Annotated in this window: 12 protein-coding genes; 7 read left to right on the top strand and 5 right to left on the bottom strand. The window is 43.7% G+C overall.

All coding sequences use genetic code 11. The features are described from left to right. Positions 1-68: 68 nt before the first annotated feature. The 4 genes from ACO1R6_RS02350 to ACO1R6_RS02335 all read left to right on the top strand — a co-directional run bounded on the left by ACO1R6_RS02350 (position 69) and on the right by ACO1R6_RS02335 (position 5,294). Positions 69-1,847, top strand: a complete 1,779-nt coding sequence (locus ACO1R6_RS02350; protein WP_486261859.1) for a RagB/SusD family nutrient uptake outer membrane protein — start codon at positions 69-71, stop codon at positions 1,845-1,847. 116 nt (positions 1,848-1,963) lie between these two features. Continuing rightward, a complete protein-coding gene (locus ACO1R6_RS02345) occupies positions 1,964-2,818 on the top strand; it encodes an endonuclease/exonuclease/phosphatase family protein (protein ID WP_486261858.1) in 855 nt (284 codons plus the stop codon). 199 nt (positions 2,819-3,017) lie between these two features. Then, the gene (gene pafA / locus ACO1R6_RS02340) at positions 3,018-4,670 is read left to right on the top strand and encodes an alkaline phosphatase PafA (RefSeq protein ID WP_486261857.1); all 1,653 of its coding nucleotides are present in this window, start codon (positions 3,018-3,020) and stop codon (positions 4,668-4,670) included. Between the two features lie 30 nt (positions 4,671-4,700). Next, the gene (locus ACO1R6_RS02335; protein ID WP_486261856.1) at positions 4,701-5,294 is read left to right on the top strand and encodes a hypothetical protein; all 594 of its coding nucleotides are present in this window, start codon (positions 4,701-4,703) and stop codon (positions 5,292-5,294) included. 167 nt (positions 5,295-5,461) lie between these two features. On the opposite strand, the gene ACO1R6_RS02330 is transcribed toward ACO1R6_RS02335, so the two are convergent. The 3 genes from ACO1R6_RS02330 to dusB form a co-directional block, all read right to left on the bottom strand. Further along, positions 5,462-6,304, bottom strand: a complete 843-nt coding sequence (locus ACO1R6_RS02330; RefSeq protein ID WP_486261993.1) for a DMT family transporter — start codon at positions 6,302-6,304, stop codon at positions 5,462-5,464. Positions 6,305-6,438: 134 nt separating this feature from the next. After that, a complete protein-coding gene (locus ACO1R6_RS02325) occupies positions 6,439-7,356 on the bottom strand; it encodes a DMT family transporter (protein WP_486261855.1) in 918 nt (305 codons plus the stop codon). A gap of 27 nt (positions 7,357-7,383) precedes the next feature. Beyond that, positions 7,384-8,370 (bottom strand): tRNA dihydrouridine synthase DusB, encoded by a 987-nt coding sequence (dusB, locus tag ACO1R6_RS02320; RefSeq protein WP_486261854.1) that lies wholly within the window; start codon positions 8,368-8,370, stop codon positions 7,384-7,386. Between the two features lie 58 nt (positions 8,371-8,428). Here dusB and ACO1R6_RS02315 point away from each other — a divergent pair, with 58 nt between their 5' ends. From ACO1R6_RS02315 to ACO1R6_RS02305, 3 genes are all read left to right on the top strand, one after another. Beyond that, positions 8,429-9,391 carry a CPBP family intramembrane glutamic endopeptidase gene (locus ACO1R6_RS02315; protein WP_486261853.1) on the top strand — a complete coding sequence of 321 codons (963 nt, stop codon included), beginning with the start codon at positions 8,429-8,431 and terminating at the stop codon, positions 9,389-9,391. A gap of 89 nt (positions 9,392-9,480) precedes the next feature. Next, entirely contained in the window at positions 9,481-10,311 is an 831-nt protein-coding gene (locus tag ACO1R6_RS02310; protein ID WP_486261852.1) for a phosphatidate cytidylyltransferase, read from the top strand. Between the two features lie 347 nt (positions 10,312-10,658). Next, the gene (locus tag ACO1R6_RS02305; protein ID WP_486261851.1) at positions 10,659-11,342 is read left to right on the top strand and encodes a phosphatidylserine decarboxylase family protein; all 684 of its coding nucleotides are present in this window, start codon (positions 10,659-10,661) and stop codon (positions 11,340-11,342) included. A 132-nt stretch (positions 11,343-11,474) separates the two neighbouring features. On the opposite strand, the gene ACO1R6_RS02300 is transcribed toward ACO1R6_RS02305, so the two are convergent. Continuing rightward, positions 11,475-11,957, bottom strand: a complete 483-nt coding sequence (locus ACO1R6_RS02300) for a GAF domain-containing protein (RefSeq protein WP_486261850.1) — start codon at positions 11,955-11,957, stop codon at positions 11,475-11,477. Between the two features lie 146 nt (positions 11,958-12,103). Then, positions 12,104-12,673 (bottom strand): RibD family protein (locus ACO1R6_RS02295; protein WP_486261849.1); only part of this gene is annotated, 570 nt, incomplete at its 5' end.

The following is a 12,673-nucleotide window of genomic DNA, read 5'->3' as shown; positions in this document are numbered from 1 at the left end:
ACCTGCTGATTTAGAAGTATGCAATATTTAAAGAATATAACTATTTAAGAAGTTACAAGATTACGATTATGATAAAGAAACCATTATTGTGGCTTGTTTTATTAACCTGCCTCTTTACCGGGTGTGATGATTTAGATCAGGCACCGGAAGCCACGGCTACCAAAGCGGCTGTTTTTGGTAGCGAGAAAGGCCTGGAATTATACGCCAATTCGTTTTATGATATCTTACCTTCGGCAAACAGCATTCACCAGGGCGATGCCATGGCCGACTATGCTGCCCGGACCCAGGTACCCGATTTTTTAAGAGCCGGCGCTTTTGGACCCCGGCAAAGCTCTGGTTGGAGCTGGACCGAATTGCGCAATATCAATTATTTTCTGGCTAACCTGAATAATCCGGCTATTTCGCCTACTGTACGCAATCATTACCGGGGCATAGCCCGTTTTTTCCGGGCCTGGTTTTATTATGAGAAAGTAAAACGCTTTGGCGATGTACCCTGGATAAATAAACCCATGGACGTAGCCGACCCGGATTTATTTAAGGGGCGCGATCCGCGTACACTGGTCATGGATTCGGTTTTGGCCGATTTAAATTATGCCTGTGCAAATATTACCACCACCAACGATAACAGCCGCAGCCTGATAACCAAGTACGTAGCTTATGCTTTCAAATCAAGGGTTTGTTTGTTCGAAGGCACTTTCCGGAAATATCATCAGGAATATAAATTAGAAGGCACTGCCGAGGCCTGGCTGAACGAAGCGGTTTCGGCGGCTGATAAGGTAATGAAAGAAGGTGGCTTTAACCTGAATACTGCCGGCGGTTCAGAAAGATCTTATCGGCAATTATTTACTACCCAAACCCCTGTAGCTAACGAAGTAATTCTTTCGGCGGTAGTAGACCCGGCTTTAAGTGTATTTAACGACGCCAATTGGTGGTGGACCAGCGCTACTTATGGTGCCCGGGTAAGTCTTATCCGAACTTTTATAAATACTTATTTAAACCTGGACGGTACGCCTTTTACGAGTAAATCCGGTTACGAAACCATGACCTTTGCCCAGGAAGTAAAAGGCCGCGATAAAAGACTGCAGCAAACCATCCGGATGGGCGATTACAAAAGAATTAATGGGGGCGTAGCCGAAGCGGCGCCACCCGTGTTTTCTTATACCTACACCGGTTACCAGCCTATTAAATGGACCCTGGACGATACCTTTTACGATGGCGGCAGCCGGAATAATAATTCGATACCAACTATCCGGTACGCCGAAGTTTTATTAAACTACGCCGAAGCCAAAGCAGAATTAGGAACACTTACCAGCTCAGATTGGGTAAAAACAATTGGCGCATTACGCCAGCGGGCCGGTATTACGGGTACTATAAATAATTTGCCTACCCAAGCCGACCCGTATTTGCAAGCAAAATATTTTCCGGGAATTTCTGACCCAATATTGCTGGAAGTACGGCGCGAAAGAGGCATTGAGCTGGTGCTGGAAGGACTGCGCTTCGAAGATATTTTGCGGTGGAATAAAGGCGAGCTGATGGAAATGACCTGGAACGGCTTTTACGTGCCGGCGCTTAACCAGCCTCTCGATTTAAATGAAGATGGAAAACTAGACGTTGCCTTTTACAAAGTGTTGCCCGCTAACCGGGTGGCAGGGGTTACTTACGTAAACGTAGCCGAAACCATTAGTGGCGGTAACCCCAATCCACAACGGCTGTCGCAAGATACCTTCGGAGAATTAACCTGGCTGAGTAATATTCCCCGTAAATGGGAAGCCAAACATTATCTCTATCCTATTCCGGAATCTGACCGATTAATGAATCCCGAACTGGGCCAGAACCCCGGCTGGTAACTTTGGCGCCAGGTATATTTCGCCGGGAAATTTATGGTTAGTTAAATCAGCCATAAATCTCCCGGCGAAATATTTAAATATTTTACTTAGTTTTAAAGCCAACTAAACGCTTTCTGATGAAAATTAAAAATATCTTTCTCTTTCTTTTTTTTACCATTACCCTGGCTAATGGTGCCTGGGCGCAGGAGCTTACGGTAGCTTCGTACAATATTCGTTTTGCCAGTCCGGGCGATGCCGGTAATTTGTGGGTCGACCGCGCGCCCATAGTAGCTAATTTAATCCGTTTCCACGACTTTGATATTTTTGGCACCCAGGAAGGCCTGAAAAACCAGTTAGACGACATCACTAATGCTTTGCCGGCTTACGCCCGGTCTGGCGCCGGCCGCGACGACGGGAAAGAAAAAGGCGAACACTCAGCTATTTTCTATAAAAAAGATAAATTTAAACTGCTCAAAAACGGCGATTTCTGGTTATCCGAAACACCGGATAAACCTTCGCTGGGTTGGGATGCCACTTGCTGCAACCGCATCGCTTCGTGGGTGTATTTACAAGACTTAACCACTAAAAAAAAGTTTTATTTCTTTAATGTGCATTTCGACCACCAAGGTAAAATAGCCCGCGTGGAAAGTAGTAAACTGCTGTTGCAGAAAATGAAAGAAATAGCCGGCAAAGAACCGGTAATATTAACCGGCGACTTAAACGGCAACCATAGCAGCGAGTGGTACCAGACGCTGGCCAATTCGGGGGTGTTAAAAGATACGTACCGCGAGGTGCCCAATCCTTACGCCAACAATGGATCTTTTAATAGTTTCGGAAAGCAACTGGGTAGCAAAGATATTATCGATCATATATTTGTTACCAGCCATTTTAAAGTGAGTAAATGGGGTATTTTAACCGATTCTTATCACGGCAAATATCCCTCCGACCATTATCCTATTGTAGTAAAGCTTACTTACGCCGGCAAGAAATAGTTATACCGGAACAAAGCCTCTGCTGGTTGGCAGGGGCTTTGTTGTTTTAAAAGAATAGTTAATGCTTTATCCGAATTAAAATTTTATCTTTTAAATAAGTTAAGGTTTATGTTTTTTTACTTTTAAGATTGATTACTTTTATTTTTTAAATTAGACCGGATAATCTTTTACCATTTTGCTAATAGTTTAACCTTGCCTCATGCGATTAAGACTGCTGATTCTCCTTTACTTTACCCTGATTATTTCTGCTGCGGCTCAAAAGAAAACCAAAAAAAATGTTAATGCTTTAACCCGTCCCAAACTGGTAGTTGGCCTAATGGTAGACCAGATGCGTTGGGATTACCTTTACCGCTTTTACGACCGTTACGGCGAAAACGGCTTTAAACGCATGTTAAACGAAGGGTTTACCTGCGAAAATACCAATATTGATTATTTGCCTACGGTTACGGCTATTGGTCATAGCAGCGTGTATACCGGGTCGGTACCGGCTTTGCACGGCATTGCCGGCAACGACTTTATTATTCAGGCAACCGGTAAAAACATGTATTGCACCGAAGACAACACGGTAACGCCTGTTGGTACCACTTCGGCTGCCGGCAAAATGTCGCCGCGTAACCTGCTAGCCAGCACCGTTACCGATGAGTTACGCTTGGCTACTAATTTCCGGTCTAAAGTAATTGGTATTGCGCTAAAAGATCGGGGTTCTATCTTGCCGGCCGGGCATACTGCCAATGCTGCTTACTGGTTCGACGATGCCAGCGGCAATTGGGTAACCAGCACCTGGTACATGAAAGAATTACCCGCCTGGGTGCAGCAGTTTAACGCTCAGAAATTAGCCGAGAAATATTTACAACAAGACTGGACTACGCTGTATCCTATAACCACTTACGTGCAGAGTACCGCCGATAATACCCGCTACGAAGGTGCCTTCCGGAAAGCCGATGGTCCTGTTTTTCCGGTTAAAACGTCTGAATTATTTAAAACTAGTGGGGTAGGTATTGTCCGGTCTACACCTTACGGCAATACGTTTACTTTCGACTTAGCCAAAGCGGCTCTCCAAAACGAGCAACTAGGCCAACGCGATATAACCGATTTTCTGGCGGTTAGCTTATCGGCTCCCGATTATATTGGGCATCGGTTTGGCCCCAATGCCATTGAGGTAGAAGATACGTACCTGCGCCTGGACCGCGATTTAGCCGATTTCTTCGGTACCTTAGATAAAACCCTGGGCAAAGGCAATTATACCGTGTTCCTGACCGCCGACCACGGCGCTTCGCACAACCCTAATTTTTTAATTGATAACAAATTGCCCGGCGGTTTCTGGCCATCGGGCGCGCAGTTAAAAGAGTTAAATAACCAGTTAGAAGCCAAATACAAGGTTAAAGGTATTATTTTAAGTTTTAGCAATTACCAGATAACCCTAAACTACGGCGTAATTGCCGCGAATAAACTTGATGAACTGGCTATACGGCGGGATTGCGTGCTGTTTATGGAAAAACAGGATGGCATTGCTTATGCCATAGATGTGCGGGATGTGCAGCGCATCAGCGTGCCAGAAGAACTCCGTATGCGCATGCTCAACGGCAACCACCCGGAACGCAGTGGGGTAATTCAGTTATTTCTAAAGCCAGGCTGGTACAGCGGCTCACCTAATGCTACCGGTACATCGCACGGCACCTGGAGCCCCGTAGATACCCACATTCCGCTGGTGTGGATGGGTTGGGGCGTTAACCAAGGCAAACTAAACCGGCCTACGCACATGTCGGATATTGCACCTACCTTGGCGGCTTTGCTACGTATTCAGGCGCCCAGCGGCAGTATTGGTCAGCCCATTCCGGAAGTAATTAAATAATGCTGATATTAGTGGTGAGTTTAAATTAAGATGAATAACAAAAGCATAGTATTTTTTCTGCTTGTCTTGCTCTCACCTTTTATTGCTGGAACTTATGGCGCTATTCTTAACCAAATAACTTACTCCATTTCCTCTGAATTCTTTACAAAATTTATGTTTTACCGGTTTGGGATTGATGGATATTTTAATGAATCCCAAAGATTAGGTGCCTCTGTTGTAGGTTTTTTATCCAGTTGGTGGGTCGGACTCCCAATAGGCATAATTTTAGGTTTAGTTGGTTGGATTTTCGAAAATGGTAAAGTAATGTTTAAAGAAACATTTAAAGCAATTGCTATAACCATTTTTGTTACTTTCCTGACTCCATTTATAATTATAACCTATGAGTTTTTACCGGATTGGTTAGATAGTGTTTCTTATGAACAATACTATTTTAAACCACCGAGCTATATTCCGGAAAATGTTGTGATTCAAGACAAATTCTTCTTCTATTTAGTTGGGATAGTTCATAACTTTAGCTATTTAGGAGGGTTTATAGGTCTATTAATAGGAATAACTTTTTTAATTTGGAAATCCAAGAAAGCAAAATCTGCTACTAACACTACCTATATAGTAGCTGGGTTGTAATCTGAAGGCAAATTTCTTGATTTTCTAAGGCCACTATTAACTATTATTGGCAGAAAAAGAACAAGCAAATCTCATGGCTGTTGCATAACCGTTTACTGTTAGTTCTATAAAGCAAAAAGGCCATTCTACTTATAGAAGGGCCTTTTTGCTTTATAGGAAAGAAAGTATTAGCGACTGCGGTTTACCAGTAATACCCCGGCCAGAATAACCAGCATACCCATGTAATGGATAAACAATATTTGTTCGCCATCTAGTACGCCCCAGAGCAGCGCCACAATGGGCATTAAATAAGTAGATGAACTGGCAAACAAGGTATTGGTTAAATGAATCAGGCGATTATAAAGCACCAGGCCAATAGCAGTACTAAAAACTGCCAGCAATGCAATATACAACAAGGCTTCGTAGGCGCCGGGCACATGGGCCAGTTTGTAAAAGAAGTTGGTGGTACACAAATAACCAAAAGCCAGTGGCCCCACCGAAAACAAAGCTAAGCTGGCCATGGTTAAGGCGGGTATGCCGTGTAAACGGTGTTTTATTAAGTTAAGGCTGAGGCCGTACATAACCGTAGCCAGTACTACATAAACGCCGTAAAAAGTATTGGCCGCACCAGCCTCGCGCGAGCCCCCACCAAATATTAAAATAGCCGTGCCCAAAATACCAATTAAAATACCGGCCACACGCAAGCCCGCAATTTTCTGCTGAAAAAATATTGCCCCAATAATTAAGGTAAATAAAGCGGTAAGGGAATTTAATACCCCCGCCAATCCGCTGGCTAATTTGGTTTCGGCGTAGGCAAATAAAAAGGCCGGAAATAAATTGCCAAAAAAACCGCTGCCGATGATATATTTCCACTTTTGGGCCGGCACCTGTTTAATATTTTTAAGGGCAAAGGGTAGTAAACTCAGGCAGGCAATGGTAATGCGCACACTCCCCAATTCATCCGAAGAAAATACGGCCAGGCCTTTTTTTATGAGAATAAAAGAAGTGCCCCAAACCAACGAAATAAATATTAAAATAATCCAGGCCAGTACCTCATTGGATACCCGCCCGGCAGTTGGTGTAGTATTAATAATTAAATAAATTTAAAGTACCCGAAATGATTATTTATAGTTTATGGCTTAGGTATTGTAAAGTTTAAGTGCTCTTATTCCGCTTTATTTACAATAAACACCCCCGCCAAAATAGTAGCCATGCCCAGGTAATGGAAGGTTGTTATCTGCTCGCCATCTTGTATGCCCCACATAAGCGCCACTACCGGAATTAAATAAGTAATTACACTCACAAACAGCGGCGACGAAATTTGAATAAGTTTATTGTAAAAAATAAATCCTAAACTAGTACTTACCAAAGCCAGAATACTCACGTACCCCAAGCCTTGCCAGCCGGCCGTGGTGTACAATATTTTGGCCGGCACGTTGGTGGTACACAAATAAATAAAAGCCAACGGGCCTACCGTAAACAAACCCAAAGCCGACATTTTTAAAGGATTGAGGTGCTGGAGGTATTTCTTTACAATATTGGCATTAAGCGCATTGCAAATTGTAGCCAGCACCACAAATATACCGTAAACGGCGTTGCTCGTAATCTGGTCCTGACGGCCCGACAGAATAAGCATGGCTGTACCGGCCATACCCAAAACTATACCGCCAATTTTTAAAAAAGTAATTTTTTGCCGGAAAAACAGTACCCCCACGAGTAAAGTAAACAAACCCGTTAACGAATTTATAATACCGGTTAGGGCGCTGGCCAGGTGGGTTTGCGCCAACGGAAAAAGAAAAGCCGGAAACAGAATGGCCAAACACCCCATGGTAGCCAGGTATTTCCACTCGGTACGGTTTACCTTTTTTAAGTTAGCCAGCGCTGTAGGCATAAATACTAACGATGCCAGCGTGGTACGTAGGGCCGCTAATTCAAAAGGTGTAAAAACCGTAAGGCTGCGTTTAATTAAAATATAAGAGGTGCCCCACATAAAAGAAAGCAGCCCTACCAAGAGCCAGGTGAGCAGTCCGGTATGCAGGCGTAAATACCGGACTACCCGCGTGGGGTATAATATATGAAGCAAACTCAAGCTAAAAAACTAAGAAATAAATTAATCGGCGTAAACCAGCGTGCCAGCTACTTCGTCCAAGATGTTATACACTTCTTCCGGCGATTCGGTCTGGACCAGGCGCATGCGATATGGTTTAAAATTGGCCAGCCCCCGGAAATAATTGGTGTAATGCCGGCGCATTTCAAATATACCCAGGCGCTCACCTTTCCACTCCAAAGATTTGGTAAAGTGCATTTTGCAGACTTCCATGCGCTCCTGTAAAGTTGGGGGCGGCAATATTTCGCCGGTCTGGAAATAATGTTTTATCTCCCGGAAAATCCAGGGGTAGCCAATACTGGCGCGGCCAATCATAATGCCGTCTACGCCGTAGCGGCGGCGGTATTCCAGCGCTTTTTGGGGTGTTTCAATATCGCCGTTCCCAAATATCGGGATTTTAATGCGCGGGTTTTCTTTTACTTTGGCAATTAAGGTCCAGTCAGCATCGCCTTTGTACATTTGTACCCGGGTGCGGCCATGTATGGTTAAAGCCTGAATGCCAATATCCTGCAGCCGTTCAGCCACTTCGGTAATATTTTTAGTGGCATCGTCCCAGCCCAGGCGGGTTTTAACAGTTACCGGCAGGTGGGTGGCTTTTACTACTGCCGAGGTCATTTCTACCATTTTGGGAATATCCCGCAATAAAGCCGCCCCCGCGCCTTTGCAGGCCACATTTTTAACGGGGCAGCCGTAATTAATATCAATCAAATCTGGTCCGGCCAGGGTCGATATTTCGGCGGATTCGCGCATCGATTCTACATCGGAGCCAAACAACTGAATGCCGATGGGCCGTTCGTAATCAAATACATCTAGTTTTTGCCGGCTTTTAGCCGCATCCCGGATCAGTCCCTCCGACGAAATAAATTCCGTATACATCAAATCGGCCCCATTGGCTTTGCAAACCGCCCGGAATGGCGGGTCGCTTACATCCTCCATGGGGGCTAATAAAAGCGGAAATTCCGGTAAAGTAATATTTCCTATTTGTGCCACGCGTAGCGATATTTAAAAATTAGGGTAAATTTACGTTTTTATTAACTTAAACCCACCTATGAAAGGTTTCATTCCGCAAAATCTGCATCCTGTTTATTATATTATGCTGCTGCTGGTGTTTATGCTGGGCGGTTTTTTCGTAGGTAATTTTTTTTCGGTGGTGGCGCTGTATGGCTTGTACGATGTTGGTTTACAGGAATTGGCCAGTCTGGTGCAACGCCCTGACGCTTACCCCAACGGCCGGACCGCGGTAAATTTATTTCAGGGTATATCGCATTTTTGTGCTTTTACGTTGGCGCCGATAGCTTTGGTTTTAAGCTTTGGGTTTAGCCTGCGCCGCTATTTTTCGGATAACTGGCAGATACCGGCCCTCTTGTTTTTGCTTTCGGCTTTGCTAATTGTGGTTATTATGCCGCTTAACTCGTGGTTTATTGATATTAACAGCAAAATGAAGCTGCCGGGCTTTTTGTCGGGGTTTGAACAGTGGGCCAAAGACAAAGAAGATACCTTAAAAGAGCTAACGCAATACTTAACTAAATTTGATTCGGTAGGAGAATTTATTTTTGGGGTAGTGGTATTTGCTTTAATTCCGGCCATTGGCGAAGAACTGGTCTTTAGAGGCATAGTGCAAAAACAATGTATCCGGTGGGTGCAAAACCCGCACGTAGGTATCTGGATTACCGCTATTATTTTTGGGGCAATTCACATGCAGTTTTACGGCATGTTGCCCCGCACTTTGCTAGGTGCTTTGCTCGGGTATTTGTACTGGTGGTCGGGCAATATTTGGGTGCCAATTGTAGGGCATTTTATTAACAATGGGTTTACCGTACTGCTTATGTATTTACTGCATCGGAAAGTCATAAATTTCCAGATCGAAACTGAGGAAGCCATGCCGTTGCAAAGTATTTTGTTTTCGGTGGTAGCTACCATTGCCTTACTGTATTATTTACGCCAGCAGTTTCTGGCTAACAGGCTTCAAAAAGCCAGCGATGCCCCAAATAATACCAAGCAAATATGGTAAATAAGGGCGTCGTAAAGCAGACAAAGAATAATTTCCGGAAATTTATTAAACATTATTTCGTTTATTCACGCATTCACCAATCACACAATATGGATTCCAAGCCGGCGGCTTTATCTAACCTGCAACAAAGAATTTTAACCGGTATTTTGGGCGGTGCTGTTTTTATCGGCGCCATCTGGTTTAATGAGTATACGTTTGGGGCGTTATTTCTGGGGCTTACCGTATTGGGCATGCTGGAGTTTTACCGCTTATTAACTGATAAAGGCTTTGCGCCGAACCATAATGTAGGGGTGGTGTTGGGAGCAGGTTTATTTATCCTGGTTTTTTTAATCAGCAAAGGTTGGGTAAGTACCAGTATTTTATTCTCTTTGCCGCCCATTTTATTTTTATGTTTTGTAGCCGAGCTGTACCGGAAAAAACAGCAGCCTTTTATTAATATTGCGCTTACGTTGCTGGCGGTATTGTACGTGGCGGCACCCTTTAGCTTACTTATTTTACTGGGTTTCCCTACAGCACAATATAGCTGGCATATTATTCTGGGTACTATTTTTTTAATCTGGGCGGCCGATATTGGTGGTTATGCGTTTGGCCGTACTTTTGGCCGGACCAAATTATTCGAGCGGATTTCGCCGGGAAAAACCTGGGAAGGCTGGCTGGGCGGCACGTTGCTTTGTTTAGGCGTAGCGTACGTACTGTCGTTGTTTTTGGTAGATTTAAGTTTAACCGGTTGGTTAGGCATCGGCATTATTGTAGCCGTGTTTGGCGTAATTGGCGATTTAATAGAATCTATGCTGAAGCGGAGTTTGCAGGTTAAAGACTCGGGCAACTTGTTGCCCGGCCACGGCGGTATTCTGGACCGGTTTGATAGTTTGCTAATGGTAACGCCTTTTATTGTTGCTTTTTTAAAAGTTTTACCCTGATAGGTATTTTACCCGTTTAAAGCCAATCAAATTTATTCTTTTATAATTAAGTAAACGCAGGCGGTAAAGCTTAAAAGAAATTCCTGTTTAAATAAAGGAGGGCGTTAAGCTATTTAATAAACAGGAATTTACCTTTAACTGGTAACGTTTTACAGGTTTAAGCAGTACTTTTGTAAACGGGTTACCGGGGTTCAGAATAAAGCCATACCAACTTTTATTAACCCCAACCCACAACAAACGTATTTTTATAATTCGTATTTTAGACTTTAATTTGCCTCTCGGACCGCTTAGTCCTAACTTTTTAGGTAGGATACCACGTTTATAAGAAGCGGTTTAACCATAGCTACATGAAAATTCACAAAGAAGGACGCAGGATATTACTTTTTACCTTGCTCGGACTCTTAGTCGTAAATTTGTTGTTGTATCAGTTTAATAGTGCACACGTTACCTTCAACAAGATTTTCTCTGCTATTTCGGCAATTGTATTTTTGCTTTTATTGCAGTTTTTCCGGAGCCCTTACCGTAACCTGATTCTGCACGAAGATTTAATTATTGCGCCGGCCGATGGTAAAGTAGTGGTAATTGAAGATGTGCACGAGCCGGAGTTTTTTAACGATATGCGTAAGCAAATATCCATCTTTATGTCGCCGATAAATGTGCACATTACGCGTAACCCGGTAGCAGGTGTGGTTAAATATTTTAAATACCACCCGGGCAATTATTTTGTAGCCTGGCACCCCAAATCGAGCACCAAAAATGAACGCACTACGGTAGTAGTAACGTCTACGGCCGGCCCCGATATTTTATTCCGGCAAATTGCCGGCGCCATGGCTCGCCGCATTGTGTGGTACGTAAAAGAAGGCGATGAAGTAGCCCAAGGCGACGAATTCGGTTTTATTAAATTTGGCTCGCGGGTAGATATTTTTGTGCCCACCGATACCGAAATTAAAGTGAGCATCGGCCAGAAAACCAAAGGCGGCCAAACCGTTATTGCCCAGCTAAAAACTGAAACTGGATCTTTCTTTGGGTAGAATAATTGAAGAAGGATAAAGGTAAAAGAATAAAAGATTAAGTAAATATTTTTACTGGTAACGTTAAGCTGCTTTTATTCTTTTGTCATTTTGCTTTGGCTTTCGACCTTCTTCTTTTATCCTTTATCCAACTTAAAACCAGGTAGCCATTAAATTGGCAAGTTGCTCCAGGTAAACACGGTCGGTTTCGTCGAAGTCGTTTAGTTTGTCGCTGTCCACGTCCAGCACCATTTTTACTTCGCCATCTTTAAGCACCGGCACCACAATCTCTGATTTAGAATCACTGCTGCAGGCAATATGCCCCGGAAAAGCTTCTACATCGGGTACCAATATTGTTTTCTTGCGGGTATAACTGGCGCCGCAAACCCCTTTGCTAAAAGCAATGCGGGTGCAGGCTACCGGTCCCTGAAAAGGACCCAATACCAATTCGCCTTCTTTTGCCAGGTAAGCGCCTACCCAGAAAAAACCTAAGCCATACTTTAATGCGGCCATAACGTTGGCCAAGTTGGCCGTTAAGTCGGTTTCGCCGGTTACCAGTGCTTCAATTTGGGGTAACAAAGCCTCGTACTTTTCGGTTTTGGTTAAGGTGTTATCTATTACAAGTGATTCTGCCATAATTTTTTGATCTCAATTTTTATAAAAGTTAGCTGGGCTTAAAAGTTCAAAAGCAAAGCCCGTTTATAGCTGTTTAAGTTTATGCTTGGTGTTTTATTTAATGAATAAAGCTTGTAGGTTTTTAATGCCGGCTACTTAAAATTCATTTAAGGCGTATTTTTATAAACCAATAATTTATCGGTGGCAACGTGGCTAATAGCTTTTAAATTGGCTAAAGGCAAGGTGGGTGCCGCAATACCGCTGCTTTCTAATTTAACCTCGCACTTAAAAACGTAGGCTTCGTCCCAAATATTGGCCCGGATAAAACTGTTAAGCAAGGCGGTCCCGCCTTCTACCAATACTGCCTGAATATTACGTTTATATAAATCTTGTAATAGCTGGGGCAATAAATTGGTATGTGCTTCTAACTTAACCCAATGGGTAGTACCTACGGTTTCTTGTTTCTGGTAATTGTAAATAAGGGTGGGCTGACTTTGATCAAATATAGCCAGGTGATCCGGTAAAGTCAGGTTTTTATCTATTACAATGCGGGTTGGGTGGGGGCCGGTCCAGGCCCGGGTATTTAGCTGGGGGTTATCAATTAGCGCGGTGCGGGTGCCTACCATAATAGCCGGTACCGCCGCCCGCCATTTATGCACTAATTTTTTCGACAGCGGATTACTCAGCCAAACTTGCTGGTTGTCTTGCCGACCAATAAAGCCATCGGCCGATTCGGC

This window comes from Adhaeribacter sp. (genome assembly GCF_057359045.1).
Note: the sequence above shows the minus strand (reverse complement) of the source record. Positions and strands in the feature narration are given on the sequence as shown.